The organism is Streptomyces sp. NPDC039462, assembly GCF_055639375.1.
Genome location: NZ_JBVKAO010000003.1, coordinates 74,542 through 91,560 on the forward strand (window position 1 = coordinate 74,542; position 17,019 = coordinate 91,560).

A 17,019-nucleotide genomic window follows, 5' to 3' on the forward strand; every position below is an offset into this window, starting at 1 on the left:
CTAACGGTGTGTCAAGTCCCCTCTGTCGCATAGTGCGTTCAAAGGGCGAACGACGACCCGCCACTGGCACGTGTACACCCTTCGCTTCGCACAGTCGTGTTCGCGCACAAAAGGCACAGAAGGAAGTGACGGCTCATGTCCGACTCCGTGTCCCGGCGGTCAGTCCTCGGACTGGTCGGCGGTGCGATCACCGTGGCGGCCGCGGCCACCGCAGGTGTGGCGGCGCCCCCACGCGCGGCGCACGCGGCAGCCCGCGCAGGACGGGGCCCCGGCGCGGGCCCCCGCGTCGAGTCCCTCATCGCCAGGCTCACGCTCGACGAGAAGATCTCCCTGCTGCACGGCGCGACCGACCCCAAGGGTCTCGGCCAGGCGGGCTACGTGCCCGGTGTGCCGCGCCTCGGGATCCCGCCGCTGCGGCTCGCCGACGGCCCCGCCGGCGTCCGCGTCGCGGCCCGCGCCACCGCCCTGCCCGCCCCCGTCATGCTCGCCGCCGCCTTCGACCCGGCACGCGCCCGCCGCTACGGCCGGGTCATCGGCCGCGAGGGACGCGCGCTCGGGCAGGACGTGCTGCTCTCGCCGATGGTCAACCTCATCCGCACCCCGTACGCGGGCCGTAACTTCGAGACCTTCGGCGAGGACCCGCTGCTCGCCGCCGACATGGTGTCCGAGGAGATCAGGGGCATCCAGGGCGAGGGCCTCATCGCCACCGTCAAGCACTTCGCCCTGAACAACCAGGAGAAGGACCGCGAGTCCGTCGACGTGCGTGCCGACGAGCGGACCATGCACGAGACGGAGCTGCGCGGCTTCGAGGCGGCGGTCGCCGCGGGCACCGGCGCTCTCATGGGCGCGTACAACAAGGTCAACGGCACCTTCGCCTGCGAGAACAAGGTGCTGCTCAGCGACATCCTGCGCGAAAGGTGGGGCTTCGAGGGGTGGGTGATGACCGACTGGTTCGCGCAGCACAGCACCGTCGCCGCCCTCGCCGCCGGGCTCGACATGGAGATGCCCGACGACTCCTACTTCGGGGCCGCCCTGAAGAAGGCCGTGCGGAACGGCAGTGTGCCCGAGTGGCAGGTCGACCGCTCGGTCCGCCGGATCCTCGGCGTCATGGAGCGGTTCGGGCTGCTCGACGCGCGCGTGCCGCCGCGGCCGCCACGCGACCCCGAGGCGGGCAAGGCGGTCGCCCTCGACGTCGCCAAGGCCGGCGCCACTCTGCTGTGGAACGTACGCGGGGCGCTGCCCCTGCAAGGCCGGGCCGCCCGTGACATCGCCGTCATCGGACCCACCGGCCGCCACCCGTTCGTCAGCGGCGGCGGCAGCGCGCACGTCATCCCCGACCGGGCGGCGAGCCCCCTCGACGCCATCACCGCGAGGGCCGGGCGCGGCGCCGACGTCACGTACGCGCTGGGGGAGGACCTCTACGGCAAGGCGATCCCGAGGCGCGCACTCAGCCCCGGCATCGACGCCGAGGGGCAGCGGGTCGCCGCGGGGAAGAAGTGGACGTACGACGGGAAGCTGACGCTCGACGAGTCCGACGAGTGGACGCTGGTCATCCACTACTCGGGCGAGCGGCCCAAGGTGGAGCTGGACGGCAAGGAGCTCTACCCGAAGCTGCCCGGCGTCGCCGAGTACTTCTCCGGCGGCCTCGTCTCCACCGCGCCCGACGGGCTGAACGTGCGCCGCGCGACGTTGAAGCTCGCCCGCGGCGGGCACCGGCTGCGGATCAGCGCGAAGGGCGGCGACCAAGGACAGACCTTCCGGCTGCGGCGTATCACGCGCGCCACCCGCGCGGCCGACGTCGCCGAAGCGGTGCGGGCGGCGCGCGGCGCGCACAGCGTCGTCCTCTTCGCGTACGAGGACGCCACCGAGGGCCAGGACCGCACGACCATCGCGCTGCCCGGTCACCAGGAGGCGCTGATCAGGGCCGTGACCGCCGCCAACCCGCGCACCACCGTCGTCCTGAACACGTCGTCGGCCACCTCCATGCCGTGGCTGCGGCGGACCGCCGCCGTGCTGCAGATGTACTACCCCGGCCAGGAGGGCGCGGACGCCACCGCCGCCGTCCTGTTCGGCGACTGCGACCCCGGCGGCCGGCTCACCCAGTCCTTCCCGGTGGACGACGACCGCCATCCGATGGCCGGAGACCCGCGCCGCTATCCCGGGACCGGCGGCGTCGAGGAGTACTCGGAAGGCGTCCACATCGGATACCGCTGGTACGACGCCGAAGGGGTGCGGCCGCTCTTCCCCTTCGGGCACGGGCTCTCCTACACCACCTTCGCCTACGAGGACCTGGCGGTCCGCGGGGCGGGCCGGGGCGTCGACGTGAGCTTCACCGTGCGCAACACCGGCAGGCGCGCCGGCGTCACCGTCGCGCAGGTGTACGTCGGTCCGTCCCCCGACCTGGACCTGAGCCAGGCCGCGCGGGTGCTCGGCGGCTACCGGCGGGTCGAGCTGCGCCCGGGGGAGCGGCGGCGCGTCACCGTCCGCGTCGACCGGCGGACTCTGTCGGCCTGGGACGTCGAGCGCCACGACTGGGTGCTCGGCACCGGACGGCGGACCGTCCAAGTGGGTACATCAGCACGTGACTTGACCCTCTCCACGACCACCGTCATCAAGGGAGCCGGTTCATGAGGAAAAGGTTCACGATGAAGATGAAGAGGTGTACGACGGCAAGAGGAAGCAGGCGGGGCGCACGCGGCCGGATACGTCGCGCCGCGTCGCTCGTCGCCGCCCTGGCGGCCGGCACCGCGGTCTCGCTGGTGCCGCTCCCGGCCGCCCAGGCGACCACCGGCCCGGGAGCCCAAGCGATGACCGGCCCGGCCGCCCAGGCCACGAACGCCCCGGCCGCCAAGGACAGCACGCTGGTACGCACCACCGCCGGCTGGGTGCGGGGTGAAACCACCGCGGAGGGACGGCAGTTCCTCGGCATCCCCTATGCCCAGCAGCCCGTCGGCGCCCTCCGCTGGAAGGAGCCGCGCCCCGCGAAGGCCTGGGACGGAGTGCGCCGCGCGACCGAGTTCGGCAACCGGTGCGTGCAGACCGCCAGTTGGGACCCGGGCTACGAGAACCCCAGCCACACCGAGGACTGCCTCGACGTCAACGTCTACGCGCCCAAGGGACAGGCGGCGAAGCAGCGGCCCGTGATGGTGTGGCTGCACGGCGGCGGGCTGACCGCGGGCGCGGGCGAGGACATCGTGCCCGACACCTTCGCCCGCAGGACCGGCACCGTCGTCGTGACCGTCAACTACCGCCTCGGCGCCATGGGTTTCCTCGCCGGTGAAGGCCTCGACGGCGAGGCGTCCGACGGCGTGTCCGGCAACTACGGACTGCTCGACCAGCAGGCCGCGCTGCGCTGGGTGCGCGCCAACATCGGCCGGTTCGGCGGCGATCCGCACCGCGTCACCATCGCGGGCGAGTCCGCGGGCGGCCGCTCCGTCTGCACGCTGCTCGCCTCGCCCACCGCGCGCGGCCTGTTCCGCGCGGGCATCGTGCAGAGCGGCGCGTACGGCGACTGCGCCGGCCGCGAGCGCGAGCGGGCGGTCACCGACGGTGCGGCGTTCGCGAAGAAGGCGGGCTGCCCCGACCCGCGGACCGCCCTCGCCTGTCTGCGCGGCAAGTCCGCGAAGGACATCCTCGCCGCGCAGGCCGGCTTCGACTGGGGCCCGGTCGTCGGCGGCGCGTTCCTGCCGGTCCAGCCCGAGGAGGCGTACGAGAAGGGGACCGCGGCCCGCGTTCCGGTGCTGAACGGCGCGAACAGCGACGAAGGCACCCTCTTCGCCTTCGCCCAGTTCGACGGGCAGGGCAGGCCGCTCACCGCCGCGCAGTACCCCGGCGCGCTCACCGACGCGTACGGGCCCGAGCTGGGCGGCCGGGTCCTGAAGACGTATCCGCTGGACGCATACGCCTCGCCCACGCACGCGTACGCCGCGGCCGTCGGCGACCGCATGTTCGCCTGCACGGCGCTGCGCATGAACACGGCGCTCGCGCACCGCGGGCCCGTCTACGCCTATGAGTTCGCGGACCGCACCTCGCCGCCCTTCGCGTCGCTCCGCGACCTGGACACGGACTTCGACTTCGGCGCGACCCACGTCAACGAGGTCCAGTACCTCTTCAAGCACTTCGGACTGACGTCGCCGCTCGATGCGGGACAGCGGGCGCTCGCGGATCAGATGGTCCAGTACTGGGGCTCCTTCATCCGTGGCGGAGTGCCGCGCGCCGACGGCGGGCCCGCCGCTCCCGACCAGCGCACCCGGCCGGGGCAGGTGCTCTCCCTGCGCACCGCGCCGGCGGGCGGCACCACGATCAGCACGACGGTGTACGACGAACACCGGTGCGACCTCTGGGACACCGTTCCCGCCGGGTGATCCCGGACCGGTGATCGTGTCCGGGTAGGCTGCCCGGCGTGCGTGGCCGAGAGGCGCGCACGCCGGGCACACACATGAACCACGGAAGGAACCGGCGTTGCACGTCCAGGAGTGGCTGGAGCACGTCCCAGCCGTCAGCATCTACGCGCTGGTGGGCCTTGTCATCGGACTGGAGAGCCTGGGCATCCCGCTGCCCGGTGAGATCGTCCTGGTCTCCGCGGCGCTCCTCTCCTCCCAGCACGGCGACATCAACCCGGTGATCCTCGGGGCGTGCGCCACCGCGGGCGCCATCATCGGCGACTCCATCGGATACGCCATCGGGCGCAAGGGCGGCCGCCCGCTCCTCGCCTGGCTGGAACGGAAATTCCCCAAGCACTTCGGTGCCGCGAACGTGGCGACCGCCGAGCGGTCCTTCCAGAAGTGGGGCATGTGGGCGGTCTTCTTCGGCCGCTTCATCGCCCTGCTGCGGATCTTCGCCGGGCCGCTCGCGGGCGTCCTGCGCATGCCGTACTGGAAGTTCCTGATCGCCAACGTCCTCGGCGGCATCGTCTGGGCGGGCGGCACCACCGCCGTCATCTACTACATCGGCGTGGTCGCCGAGGACTGGCTCAAGCGGTTCTCGTACGTGGGACTCGGCATCGCCGTGCTGATCGGTGTCGGCTCGATGCTGTTCGTCAAGCACCGGGCGAAGACGGCGGCGGCAGAGGCGGAAGCGGAGGCGGCGGCCGCGGAGTCGGCAGCGCCCGCCACCACCGCCGAGCCGCAGCCGGTCCCGGTCGCGGACTGACTCACTCCGCGGCGTGCGCGTCCCGGTGGGCCCTGGCCAGCTCGACGTACATCGTGCCGTTGAGCGAGATGCCCTCGCGCTCCTCGTCGGTGAGCGGCCTGCGCACCTTGGCGGGCACGCCCGCGACGAGTGAGCCCGGGGGCACCCGCATGCCCTGCGGCACCAGGGCCTGCGCGGCGACCAGGGAGCCCGCGCCGATCACCGCGCCGTTGAGGACGGTGGCGCCCATGCCGATCAGGCAGTCGTCCTCGACGGTGCAGCCGTGCAGCACGGCGTTGTGGCCGACCGAGACGCGCTCGCCGATCGTGATGGGGAAGCCCGGGTCGACGTGGAGGCTGCAGTTGTCCTGGATGTTGCTGTCGGTCCCCACGACGATCGGCCCGCAGTCGGCCCGCAGCACCGCGCCGTACCAGGTGCTCGCCCCCGCGTGCAGCGTCGCGTCGCCCAGCACGACGGACGTCGGCGCGGTGAAGGCGTCCTGGTCGATCTTCGGGTCCTTGCCGCCGATGCCGGTGATGAGTGCCTCGTGGCCCATCGGATGTCTCCCTCTTCCGTACGTCGTCACGCCTGACGGCACCGTACGGGACCGGGCGGCCCGTGCCGCCGCGTGGGGTGAAGATCACAGGCCATGGGCCTGCGGGCCCCGGAGCCACTGAGTAACGTGAGCGCGTGCCGAAGAACAGGAACACGTTCTCATCCCTTGCCGCCGCGCCGCGCCGTCTCGCGCAGCGCGCCGTCCACGCGGGCTGGGACTGGGTGCAGCGCACCGGCGCGGTCACGGCCGCGCACCCCGGGCGGCTGCGCTTCGGCGCGATCGGCGAGGGCACGAAGCTCGCCTTCCCGCAGGGCACGGTCTTCGGGGAGCCGTGGATCAGGATCGGCGACCACTGCATCGTGGGCCAGCACGTCACCCTCACCGCGGGGATGATGCCGGACCTCGACCTCGGACCCGACCCGATCCTCCGCATCGGCAACGGTGTCGTGCTCGGCCGCGGCAGCCACGTCATCGCGGACACGACGGTGACGATCGGCGACGACTGCTACTTCGGCCCCTATGTGTACGTGACGTCCACCAACCACTCCTACGACGACCCGCACACCCCCATAGGCAAGCAGTGGCCCCGCATGGACCCGGTCGAGATCGGCCCCGGCTGCTGGATCGGCACGGGCGCGGTGATCCTGCCGGGGGCCCGGATCGGCCGCAATGTGGTGGTGGCCGCGGGCGCGGTCGTCCGGGGCGAGGTCCCGGACCACGCCGTGGTGGCGGGGGCGCCCGCGCGGGTCGTGCGGACCTGGGACGCGGAGCAGGGGTGGCAGCCGCCGCTGCGCACGCCCGCGCCGGTGCCGATCCCCGACGGGGTCACGCCGGAACAGCTGATCGCGCTCGGCGAGTTGGGGGAGGCCTGAGAGCCCGAGCCATCGCCCCGGCGCCGAGGAGAGCCGGTCGCTCGCGGGCCGCGCAGTACAGTGTGCTGGACCATCCGGGCTCGTCGGATGCACCGCACGGCAGAACGCAGAACATGGACGGGAATGTGTCGGATCTCGATCAGCTGACCCAGTCGCTCGCGCGCAACCTCAAGCGGTGGCGCAACGAGAGGGGCTTCACCCTCGACGCCCTCGCGGCCCGCGCGGGCGTCAGCCGCGGCATGATCATCCAGATCGAGCAGGCCAGGACCAACCCCAGCATCGGCATCACGGTGAAGCTCGCGGACGCGCTGGGCGTCAGCATCACCACACTCCTCGACTACGAGCAGGGTCCGCACGTCCGCCTCGTGCCGCCGGAGCAGGCGGTGCGCATGTGGTCCACGGACGCCGGCAGCAGCACCACGCTCCTCGTGGGTGCCGAGGCGCGCGGCCCCTTCGAACTGTGGTCCTGGCACCTGATGCCGGGCGAGGGCAACGACTCCGACGCACACCCGCCGGGCACCATCGAGCTGCTGCACGTCTCACGGGGTGAGCTGACCCTCGTCGTCGACGGCGCCGAGCACGCCGTACCGGCGGGGACGGCCGCCACCTTCGAGGCCAACGTGCCGCACGGCTACCACAACCGGAGCGCCGAGCCCATGGAGATGACGATGTCGGTGTCGGTGCCGCCGGCCCACGCGGGCTCCTACTGAGGGCCGTCGGCCCGCCGCTTCCGGGGGCTGTTAGCGTGCCGCCATGCGTGCTCCTCTCGGTGAATTCGACGTCGTCAGCCCCGCCCCCGAAGCCCTCGACCTGCTCGTACCGCCCGTGGCGGACGCCGTGCGCGACTGGCGCGGCCCCGTCCCGGCCGACGAGCTGATCCATGTCGACACCGACCCGCGCTGGGCCGACACCGCCACCTTCCTGGAGCACTACGGCCCCGAACTCCTCGCCCAGTCGGCCAACTGTGTCGTCGTGGCGGGCAAGCGCGGCGGCGAGACCACGCTCGCGGCGTGCGTCGTCCTGTCCGGGACGCGCGTCGACGTGAACGGCGTCGTGCGCCGCCAACTCGGCGCACGCAAGGCATCGTTCGCACCGATGGAGACGGCCACGGGTGAGACCGGCATGGAGTACGGCGGCATCACACCGATCGGGCTGCCCGCCGCCTGGCCGCTGCTGGTCGACGCCGCCGTCGCCGACCTGCCGTACGTCCTGGTGGGCAGTGGCAGCCGGCGCGGCAAACTCATCGTACCGGGCAAGGTGTTCGCCGGACTGCCGAACGCGGTCGTGCTCGAAGGGCTCGGCGTCGCGGTCGACGGCTGACGGTCACGGGGTGCGCCGCGCGGCGGCTCACGGCTCCAGGCCGCCGCGCGCCACCAGTTGACGGGCTATCACGTTGCGCTGGATCTCGTTGGTGCCCTCACCGACGATCATCAACGGCGCGTCGCGGAAGTAGCGTTCGACGTCGAACTCCGTCGAGTAGCCGTGGCCGCCGTGGATGCGGACCGCGTCCAGGGTGATCCGCACGGCCGTTTCCGATGCGAAGAGCTTGGCCATGCCCGCCTCCATGTCCACGCGCCGCCCCGCGTCGGCCTCGCGGGCCGCGTGCAGCGTGAGCTGACGGGCCGCCGTGAGCGAAGTGGCCATGTCGGCCAGGTAGTTGCCGATGGACTGGTGCCGCCAGATCGGCACGCCGAACGACTCGCGCTCCTGGGCGTAGCGCAGCGCGTCCTCGAACGCGGCGCGGGCCACTCCCAGCGCGCGGGCCGCCACCTGCAGCCGCCCCGTCTCCAGCCCCTTCGTCATCTGCCCGAACCCTTCGCCCTCGACGCCGCCGAGCAGTGCGTCCGCGGGGGCGCGGTAGCCGTGGAAGGACAGCTCGCAGCTCTCCACGCCCTTGTAGCCGAGCTTCGGCAGGTCGCGGGAGACGGTCAGGCCGGGGCCGTGCTCGACGAGCAGCACGGAGATGCCCCGGTGCCGGGGCTCGGCGTCCGGGTCGGTCTTGCAGAGCAGCGCGATCAGCTGCGAGCGGCGGGAGTTGGTGATCCACGTCTTCGCGCCGTCGATGACATACCCTCCGTCGTCGTCACGCCGCGCGACCGTGCGCAGCGCCTGGAGGTCCGATCCGCCGCCCGGTTCGGTCAGCGCCATCGTGGCGCGCACCTCGCCGGTCGCCATGCGCGGCAGCCAGCGGCGCCGCTGCTCCGGGGTGCCGAAGAGCAGCAGTAGCTTGGCGACGACCGTGTGGCCGCCCATCGCGCCCGCCAGGCTCATCCAGCCGCGCGCCAGTTCCTCGGTGACCAGGACGTAGCAGGGGGTGGAGACGGGGGTCCCGCCGTACTCCTCGGGGACCGCGAGGCCGAAGATGCCGAGCTCCTTCATGCCGTCGATGAGAGCCGCCGGATAGGTGTCGGTGTGTTCCAACTCCCGTACGACGGGCCTGACCTCGCGGTCGACGAAGTCGCGGACGGTCGTGACGACCAGTTGCTCGGCGGGGGAGAGGGCGTCCAGGGAAGTCACCGGCAGACTCCCGCCGCGCGCAGCCGTGCGATGTCGTCCGGGCCGCGGCCCAGCTCGGCGAGGATCGCGTCGGTGTGCTCGCCCGCCGCGGGCACCGGGTCCATGCGCGGGGTGACCCCGGAGAGGTCGGCCGGCGGCAGCAGGGCCTGTACGGGCTCGGAGGTGCCCGGCACCCTGATGTCCTGCCAGCGGCCGCGCTCGGTGAGAACCGGGTGGGCCAGGAACTCCTGCACCGAGTTGACCCCGGCGTTGGCGATGCTCGCGCGGTCGAGCAGCTTCATGGCCTCGTCGCTGCCGAGTTCGGAGAAGCGTACGGAGATGATCGCGTCGAGCGCCTCGCGGTGCGCCACACGGTCGGACCCGGTGGCGAAGCGCGGATCGCCGGCCAGCTCGGGCCGCCCGAGGAACTCGGTGCACAGAGCGGCCCATTCACGTTCGTTCTGCACGGAGAGCAGCACGTCCTTGCCGTCGGCGGCGGTGAACGGGCCGTAGGGCGCGACCGTCGCGTGGCGGGCGCCGACGCGGGGCGGCTGGGTGCCGCCGTAGCGCGTGTAGTAGGCGGGCTGCCCCATCCACTCGGCGAGCGCGTCGAAGAGCGACACCTCGACGGTCGGCGCACGCCCCGTCGTCGCCCGCGTGAACAGTGCCGACAGGATGCCGCTGTACGCGTACATCCCGCCCGCGATGTCGGCGACCGAGATGCCGACGCGGGCGGCCTCGTCCGGGGTGCCGGTCAGCTGGAGCAGCCCGGTCTGGCACTGCACGAGCAGGTCGTACGCCTTGCGGTCCGCCCAGGGCCCGTCCGTGCCGTAACCGCTGACGGTGCACGGGATCAGGGTCGGGTGGCGGTCCTGCAGCTCTTCCGCGCCGAGGCCCATGCGGGCGGCGGCGCCCGGGGCGAGGTTCTGCACGAACACGTCCGCGCCCGCGAGCAGCTCCTCCAGGATCTCCCGGCCGTGCTCGGACTTGAGGTCGAGCGTGAGCGACTCCTTGGACCGGTTCAGCCACACGAAGTAGCTGGCCTGTCCGTGCACGGTGGTGTCGTAACGGCGGGCGAAGTCGCCGCCGCCGGGGCGCTCGACCTTGATGACCCGCGCCCCGAGATCGGCGAGCTGACGGGTGGCGAAGGGCGCGGCGACGGCCTGCTCCAGGCTGACGACGGTGATGCCCGCGAGGGGGAGGGGAGGTGGCATGCCGCGTTTGTACGGGCAAAGGTGAGGCGGGTCAATGGCACGCCGGCGCGGGGCGTGCGGGGTGGCCGGGATCTCGGGGGCCCGCTCGGTGGCTGTCGTAGCCGCAGTTCAGGCGGTGGGGCCGTGTCTATCGGGCCTCCGCTGCGTGATCGGGCAGGACGGCCTGCCCGAGTCTGACGCGTGCCGGACGGCGGGTCGATGCACGGCTGAAGCGCGCAGTTCAGCCGGTGACGTCACCGTGCTGCTTGGGGGGGGGCGGGTGCTGTGCGCCGCTCGCCGCCCGACTCTCCCCGTTCCCTGCCGGCTCCCGTTCCCCCTGGCTTCCCACTCCGCCCTGACTCCGTCGTCCCCCTCGTCTCGACCCCATCGAACCGAGAAACGGAACTGTCATGCCCTCGACACCGCTCACGCCGTCCACTGTCCCCACCTCGACAGCCTCGAAAGTGCCGGTCGTCCCTGCGGCCGCCCCCGCGTACGTCACCTCCGTCGCGGACACCACCGCACAGATCAGGGCCGCCCAGCGACTGCGCCACCGCGTCTTCGCGGAGGAGCTGGGCGCGGCCCTCGACACGCCCCTGCCCGGCCACGACATCGACGCCTTCGACGATCTCGCCGACCATCTGATCGTCACGGACACCTCGACCGGCGAGGTCGTCGGGACCTACCGGCTGCTGCCTCCGGGGCGGGCCGAACGGTCCTACTCCGACGGTGAGTTCGACCTGCGCGCGCTGAGCGGGCTCCGGTCGTCCACCGTCGAGGCGGGCCGCTCCTGCGTCCACCCCGACCACCGCTCCGGTGCCGTGATCAACCTGATGTGGTCGGCTCTGGCCCGCTATGTCCTGCTCTCCGGGCACCGGTACCTCGCGGGCTGCGCCTCCGTGCCGCTGGCGGACGGTGGCCGGGCGGCGTCCAGCGCCTGGCTGCTGGGCACGGCCAAGCATGCGGCGCCGCAGGAGCTGCGCGTGCACCCCAGGCGCCCCTGGATTCCCGGGGGCCCTGTGGCGGGACGCCCTGCCCTCGCCGACCTGCCACCTCTGCTGCGCGGCTACCTCCGGCTCGGCGCGTGGGTGTGCGGCGCCCCCGCGCACGACCCGGAGTTCGACGTCGCGGACTTCTTCGTCCTCCTCGACACGGAGCGGCTCAGCGCGCGCCACCGCCGCTACTTCCTCGGCGAGGACGCGCGATGACGCCGTGGACGGTCGACCGGGGCTGCCCGGCGAGCTGCGCCGCCGACCCGGACCCGCGCGTGCCGTTGGGTGAACTCGCCCGCCGGTACGCCGGTCTGACGTACGCCCTGACCCGGTCCGTGGCCCGTGGTGACCGGCTGGCCGAACCCGCGACTCTGCGGGCCGAGGCGCGCGCGGTGCTCGGCGCGCTCGGGGTGAACCTCGAGGTGGCGGGTGGCGAACGGCTGAGCTCCCGACCGCGCCCACGACCGCGCTCACGCGAAAGCGGCGTGGGCACCCTGGTCGTCGCCAACCACGTCTCCTGGCTCGACGTCGTCGCCCTGCTCGCCGTCGAGCCGGTGAACGTGCTCGCCAAGCGTGAAGTGGGCCAGTGGCCGGTGATCGGCGCGCTGGCCCGGCGGGTGGGCACGCGGTTCATCGACCGGGACGGCGGCGTGCGCGAACTGCCGTATGTCGTGGCCGAGTTGGCGGAAGCGCTGCGGACGGGCACTTCGGTGCTCGTCTTTCCGCAGGCGACCACCTGGTGCTCGGCGGAGGGTGGCCGCTTCCGCCGGGCCGCCTTCCAGGCGGCGGTCGACGCGGGGGCCCCGGTGCGCCCCGTGACGGTCGAGTACCGCCAGAGCGGTGTGCCGACCACCGCCGCGGCCTTCCTCGGTGCGGAGGAGTTCACCGCGTCGCTGCGCCGCGTCGCGAGCGCCCGTCGCCTGGGCGTGCGCGTCACGGCACACGCCCCGCTGTGGGGCACCGACCGGCGGGAGCTGGCCGCGGCGGCACAACAGGCGGTCCTGCGCGAGGGGTTGACCCTTCAACAGGCGACTCCTAGGGTCCGGTCTGCAACAAGTTTCTGCAAGCGAGCGGAAACTCTTTCATGGCCGCCACATCCCCCCACGTAGGAGGCTTTCGATGCACGGCCGTATTTCGAGACCCCGCAGGATCGCCGTCATGGGTGCCGCACTCGCCGCGGGCGCCGCGGGCAGTCTCTCCGCCGGAGCCCAGCAGCCGAGCGAAGCGGCATCCGGCAGGGGCGCCACGAAGGACGTCACAGCGGTGATGTTCGAGTGGAGCTTCGACTCCGTCGCCAAGGCCTGCACGGACACCCTCGGCCCGGCCGGCTACGGATACGTCCAGACCTCACCCCCACAGGAGCGTCTCGACGGCCCGTCCTGGTGGACCGCCTACCAGCCGGTCAGCTACAAGATCGCCTCCCGGCTCGGCGACCGCGCGTCGTTCAAGAACATGGTCGACACCTGCCACGCCGCGGGCGTCAAGGTCGTCGCCGACACGGTCATCAACCACATGACCAACGCAGAGGGCACCGGCTCCGGCGGCACACGGTTCAGCAAGTACGACTACCCCGGCACCTACGGCGACGCCGACCTGGACAACTGCAAAAAGGAGATCCAGGACTACACCAAGCGGGAGGAGAGCCAGAGCTGTGAACTCGGTGGCCTCGCCGACCTGGACACCGGCGAGGAGCACGTCCGCAAGACCATCGCCGGGTACCTGAACGACCTACTCTCCCTCGGGGTGGACGGCTTCCGCGTCGACGCGGCCAAGCACATGCCCGTGGACGACCTCAAGGCCATCAAGGCACAGCTGAGCGACCCGGACGTGTACTGGAAGCAGGAGACGCTGCCGGGGCCCGGCGAGGAGGTCCAGCCCGGCGAGTACATCGGCACCGGTGACGTACAGGAATTCAATTACGCGTACGCCTTGAAGGGAGCCTTCGACGGCGGCAGCCTCGCCGGACTGAAGAACATCGCCGACGGCAAACTCCCCTCCGAGTCGACGGGCGTCTTCGTCGCCAACCACGACACCGAGCGACAGGGGAACGTCCTCACCTACAAGCAGGGCGCCCCCTACACCCTGGCGCACGTGTTCATGCTGGCCTTCCCCTACGGGTCCCCGGACGTCCACTCCGGGTACGCGTTCGCCGGCAAGGACGACGGCCCGCCCGGCAACAGCAAGGCCGACTGCTCGGGCGACGCGTGGGTGTGCCAGCACGCACAGCGGCAGATCGCGGGCATGGTCGCGTTCCGCAACACGGCGGGCGACGCCGGGGTCACCGACTGGTGGGACAACGGCGGCAGCGCCATCGCCTTCGGCCGCGGAGACAAGGCCTTCGTCGCCATCAACGCGGGCGACGGCGAACTGAAGGAGGACTTCAAGACATCGCTGCCCGCGGGAGAGTACTGCGACGTGCAGTCCGGCAGGCCCGTGAGTGTCGACGACAGCGGCAGGCTGACGGCCACCGTCGCCGCCAAGAGCGCGGTCGCCGTCCATGTAGGCGCCAAGAGCTGCGTGGGCGCCGGGAACTGATTACCCGTCATACCCGTAAGGGCAGCCCGGCGTGTGTCCGCACACGCCGGGCCGCCCCTGCGTCCGTGTCCGGAGAAGCATGCATCGTCCAGAGAACGAGGAGTGAGGCACCGTGTCCCGCCTCGCACGTTTCGGCCGCCTGAGAGCGGCCGCCGTCCTGTCCGCCGCACTGCTCGCGGGGCTCCTGCCCTCCGCCCAGCACCGGGCGGCGGCCGGGGCCGCGCCACCGCCGCCCTCCGACGCCGCGCTCGCCGCCGAGCCCACCCGGCACGACCTGACCCGCGAGCAGTTCTACCTCGTGATGCCCGACCGGTTCGCCAACGGCGACCGGCGCAACGACCGCGGCGGACTGACCGGAGGCCGCGCCACCACCGGCTTCGACCCCTCCGACCCGGCCTTCTACTCGGGCGGAGACCTCAAGGGGCTCACCGAACGGCTCGACTACATCAAGGGCCTCGGCACCACCGCGATCTGGCTGACCCCGGTCTTCAAGAACAAGCCGGTGCAGCAGCGCGGCGGCCGCGACGTCGCCAACTACCACGGCTACGCCATCACCGACTTCACCCGTGTCGACCCGCACTTCGGCACCGACAGGGAACTGGCCGCCTTCATCGACCGCGCCCACGGCAAAGGTATGAAGGTGTTCTTCGACGTCCTCACCAACCACACCGCCGACACCATCCACTACGCGGAGAACGAGTACGGCTACCGGTCCAAGGGCGCCCACCCCTACCTGGACACCGACGGACGCCCCTTCGACGACACCGCGGGACCGCGCCCCGTGACCGCCGACAGCTTCCCCTACACCCCGCGCACGGACGCCGCCGAGCGTGACGCGAAGACCCCGGCGTGGCTCAACGACCCGACGATGTACCACAACCGCGGCGAGTCGACCTTCGCCGGGGAGAGCGGCCTGAACGGCGACTTCATGGGCAACGACGACCTGTGGACCGAGCGGCCCGAGGTCGTCGAGGGCATGAAGCGCATCTATGAACGCTGGGTGCGGGACTACGGCGTCGACGGCTTCCGCGTCGACACGGCCAAGAACGTCGACATGGAGTTCTGGACCCGGTGGGCCGGTGCCCTCGACGCCTACGCGGCCGGGCGCGGCAAGAAGGACTTCCTCATCTTCGCCGAGGCGTACTCCGCCGACGCGGCCATCACCGCCCCGTACGTCACGAAGGGCGGCCTCGACTCCACCCTCGACTTCCCCCTCCAGGCCGTCACCCGCAACTACGCCTCGCGCGACGGCGCGCCCCGCGACCTGTCGAAGGTGCTCGCCCAGGACTACCGCTACACCACCGGCACCGCCAACGCCTACGAGCAGGTCACCTTCCTCGGCAGCCACGACATGGGACGCATCGGCGGCTTCCTCCGCAAGGACAACCCCGGCGCGGGCGAGGAGGAACTCCTGCGACGTGACCGGCTCGCCCACGAGCTGCTGTTCCTCGGCCGCGGCAACCCCGTCGTGTACGCGGGCGACGAGCAGGGCTTCACCGGCGAGGGCGGCGACAACGACGCCCGCCAGCCGATGTTCGCCACCGGGGCGCGGGCGTACCTGGAAGACGACCAGCTCGGCACGGACCGCACCCACGCCCGGGACGCGTACGACACCCGCCACCCCCTGTACCGCGCCATCGCCCGCCTCTCCGAACTCGGCAGGAAGCACCCGGCGCTGCGCGACGGCGTCTTCACCGAGCGCCTCGCGGGCCCGGCCGAGGGGCCCGGCGTGTACGCGTACTCGCGCACGGACCCGCGTCGGCGCGTCGAGTACGTCGTCGCCCACAACAACGCGTCCCGGTCCGAGACCGTCGAGATCCCGACAGGCGCGGCGCGGACCAAGTTCACGCGGCTGTACGGAGGGTCGACGGCCGGCGCCGCGGTGCGCAGCGGCGCCGACCGGACGGTCACGGTGACGGTCCCTCCGCTCTCCTCACTGGTGCTGACGGCCAACACGCCGCTGCCCACGCCGACTTCGCGTCCCACTGTCGTGCTGCGCGCACCCGAAGAGGGCGCCACCGGCACCGTGGAACTCTCCGCCGACGTCGACGGCGGCGGGCTGAACCGCGTCGTCTTCGCCGCGCAGGTCGGCAACGGCCCCTGGAAGGTGCTCGGTTCCGCCGACCACGCGCCCCACAAGGTCACGCAGCAGCTCGGGCCCGACGTGCCGGCGGGTACCCGGCTGCGCTACAAGGCGGTGGCCGTGGACAGTGCGGGGCGCACCGCGAGCGCCCTCGCCGACAGCAGCGCGGGCCGCACCCCGCCGCCGTCCCCGCCCACCGTCGAACGGCCCTACGCCGTCGTCCACTATCAGCGGCCGGACGGTGACTACGACGGCTGGCGGCTGAGGACCAGGGACGGCCGGGAGGCCGCCTTCGCCGGGCGCGACGCCTTCGGGGCCTTCGCGTGGGTGAGGACGGCCGAGGGCGCGGACTCGGTCCCGTACACCGTGGAGAGGGACGGCAGGACCGAAGGCCCCGAGCGCACCGTCGACCTGAGCCGCACCGGCGAGGTCTGGATCAGGGAGGGTGAGCCGGGGCAGCGCGAGCAGCGGCCCGGGGACGCGGTCACCGAGCCGCCGCAGGGCGGCGGCAAGGCGGTCATCCACTACCACCGCCCCGACGGCGACTACACGGGCTGGGGGCTGCACGTGTGGGACGGCGCGGCCAGGCAGTCGGACTGGGACGTGCCCGTGCGGCCGGTGCGGACCGACGCCTTCGGCGCCGTCTTCGAGGTGGAGCTGCGGTCCGGCGCGGAGAGCCTGAGCTATGTGCTGCACAAGAAGGAGGAGAAGGACGTCGCGGGCGACGAGGCGCTCGACATCAAGCTGTACGGCCATGAGGTGTGGCGGGTGGCGGGCGAGCCCGCGTACCTGACGCCCGCGGTGGGCGGGTCGCTCGGCCTCGATCTGGCCGCGGCCAAGGCCCGCTGGGTGGACGAGGACACCGTCGCCTGGCCGTCGGGAGGCACGGGGGTCGCCAGCCGCCAGCTGGTGTACGCACCCGGGGGAGGCATCACTCTGAAGGACGGCGCGCTCTCGGACGAGGGGCACTGGCTGCGGCTCGACCCCGTGAAGAGCGGGACGGCCGAGGACGGCACGGCGGAGTTCACCGTCGATCCGCGCGACCGGCACCGCATCCCCGAGGCGCGGCGGGCCCGGCAGCTCCTGGCCACCCAGCGCGCGACGGACGGCGCGCTGCTGGGGGCCACGAGCGTGGCGCCGGGACTCCCGAAGGACCCCGACG

Annotated in this window: 11 protein-coding genes and 2 pseudogenes; 10 read left to right on the top strand and 3 right to left on the bottom strand. The window is 72.4% G+C overall.

Annotation, left to right across the window (positions count from 1 at the left end; translation table 11 throughout):
• The first annotated feature begins 135 nt into the window (after positions 1 to 135).
• From ACZ7LU_RS17490 to ACZ7LU_RS17500, 3 genes are all read left to right on the top strand, one after another.
• Entirely contained in the window at positions 136 to 2,631 is a 2,496-nt protein-coding gene (locus ACZ7LU_RS17490; RefSeq protein ID WP_471917123.1) for a beta-glucosidase, read from the top strand.
• A 14-nt stretch (positions 2,632 to 2,645) separates the two neighbouring features.
• Complete coding sequence (locus ACZ7LU_RS17495; protein WP_471917124.1) at positions 2,646 to 4,364, top strand: carboxylesterase/lipase family protein; 1,719 nt, start codon at positions 2,646 to 2,648, stop codon at positions 4,362 to 4,364.
• A 97-nt stretch (positions 4,365 to 4,461) separates the two neighbouring features.
• Positions 4,462 to 5,151 (top strand): DedA family protein, encoded by a 690-nt coding sequence (locus ACZ7LU_RS17500; protein ID WP_471917125.1) that lies wholly within the window; start codon positions 4,462 to 4,464, stop codon positions 5,149 to 5,151.
• A gap of 1 nt (position 5,152) precedes the next feature.
• Here the strand turns inward: ACZ7LU_RS17500 and ACZ7LU_RS17505 are convergent, their stop codons facing one another.
• A complete protein-coding gene (locus ACZ7LU_RS17505; RefSeq protein WP_471917126.1) occupies positions 5,153 to 5,686 on the bottom strand; it encodes a gamma carbonic anhydrase family protein in 534 nt (177 codons plus the stop codon).
• Positions 5,687 to 5,820: 134 nt separating this feature from the next.
• Here ACZ7LU_RS17505 and ACZ7LU_RS17510 point away from each other — a divergent pair, with 134 nt between their 5' ends.
• The 3 genes from ACZ7LU_RS17510 (at position 5,821) to ACZ7LU_RS17520 (ending at position 7,878) form a co-directional block, all read left to right on the top strand.
• Entirely contained in the window at positions 5,821 to 6,558 is a 738-nt protein-coding gene (locus tag ACZ7LU_RS17510; RefSeq protein WP_398311885.1) for an acyltransferase, read from the top strand.
• Positions 6,559 to 6,683: 125 nt separating this feature from the next.
• On the top strand, positions 6,684 to 7,268 hold the full coding sequence (locus tag ACZ7LU_RS17515) for a helix-turn-helix domain-containing protein (protein WP_471917127.1): 585 nt from the start codon (positions 6,684 to 6,686) through the stop codon (positions 7,266 to 7,268).
• Positions 7,269 to 7,311: 43 nt separating this feature from the next.
• Complete coding sequence (locus ACZ7LU_RS17520; protein ID WP_468718729.1) at positions 7,312 to 7,878, top strand: YbaK/EbsC family protein; 567 nt, start codon at positions 7,312 to 7,314, stop codon at positions 7,876 to 7,878.
• Between the two features lie 27 nt (positions 7,879 to 7,905).
• Here the strand turns inward: ACZ7LU_RS17520 and ACZ7LU_RS17525 are convergent, their stop codons facing one another.
• Together ACZ7LU_RS17525 and ACZ7LU_RS17530 are read right to left on the bottom strand one after the other, a co-directional pair.
• On the bottom strand, positions 7,906 to 9,075 hold the full coding sequence (locus ACZ7LU_RS17525) for an acyl-CoA dehydrogenase family protein (protein WP_471917128.1): 1,170 nt from the start codon (positions 9,073 to 9,075) through the stop codon (positions 7,906 to 7,908).
• Positions 9,072 to 10,268 carry a CaiB/BaiF CoA transferase family protein gene (locus ACZ7LU_RS17530; protein ID WP_471917129.1) on the bottom strand — a complete coding sequence of 399 codons (1,197 nt, stop codon included), beginning with the start codon at positions 10,266 to 10,268 and terminating at the stop codon, positions 9,072 to 9,074. Before ACZ7LU_RS17530 ends, ACZ7LU_RS17525 begins: the two co-directional genes overlap by 4 nt.
• 389 nt (positions 10,269 to 10,657) lie before the next feature.
• Between ACZ7LU_RS17530 and ACZ7LU_RS17535 the strand changes: the two genes are divergently transcribed.
• From ACZ7LU_RS17535 to ACZ7LU_RS17550, 4 genes and pseudogenes are all read left to right on the top strand, one after another.
• Complete coding sequence (locus tag ACZ7LU_RS17535) at positions 10,658 to 11,455, top strand: GNAT family N-acetyltransferase (protein ID WP_471917130.1); 798 nt, start codon at positions 10,658 to 10,660, stop codon at positions 11,453 to 11,455.
• Positions 11,452 to 12,348: a lysophospholipid acyltransferase family protein gene (locus ACZ7LU_RS17540; protein ID WP_471917131.1), complete on the top strand. Its 897-nt coding sequence runs from the start codon at positions 11,452 to 11,454 to the stop codon at positions 12,346 to 12,348. Before ACZ7LU_RS17535 ends, ACZ7LU_RS17540 begins: the two co-directional genes overlap by 4 nt.
• Positions 12,349 to 12,358: 10 nt before the next feature.
• A pseudogene (locus tag ACZ7LU_RS17545) lies at positions 12,359 to 13,762 on the top strand (alpha-amylase); the annotation flags it as partial.
• Positions 13,763 to 13,886: 124 nt separating this feature from the next.
• Positions 13,887 to 16,991, top strand: a pseudogene (locus ACZ7LU_RS17550) (alpha-amylase family glycosyl hydrolase); the annotation flags it as partial.
• Between the last annotated feature and the right edge of the window lie 28 nt (positions 16,992 to 17,019).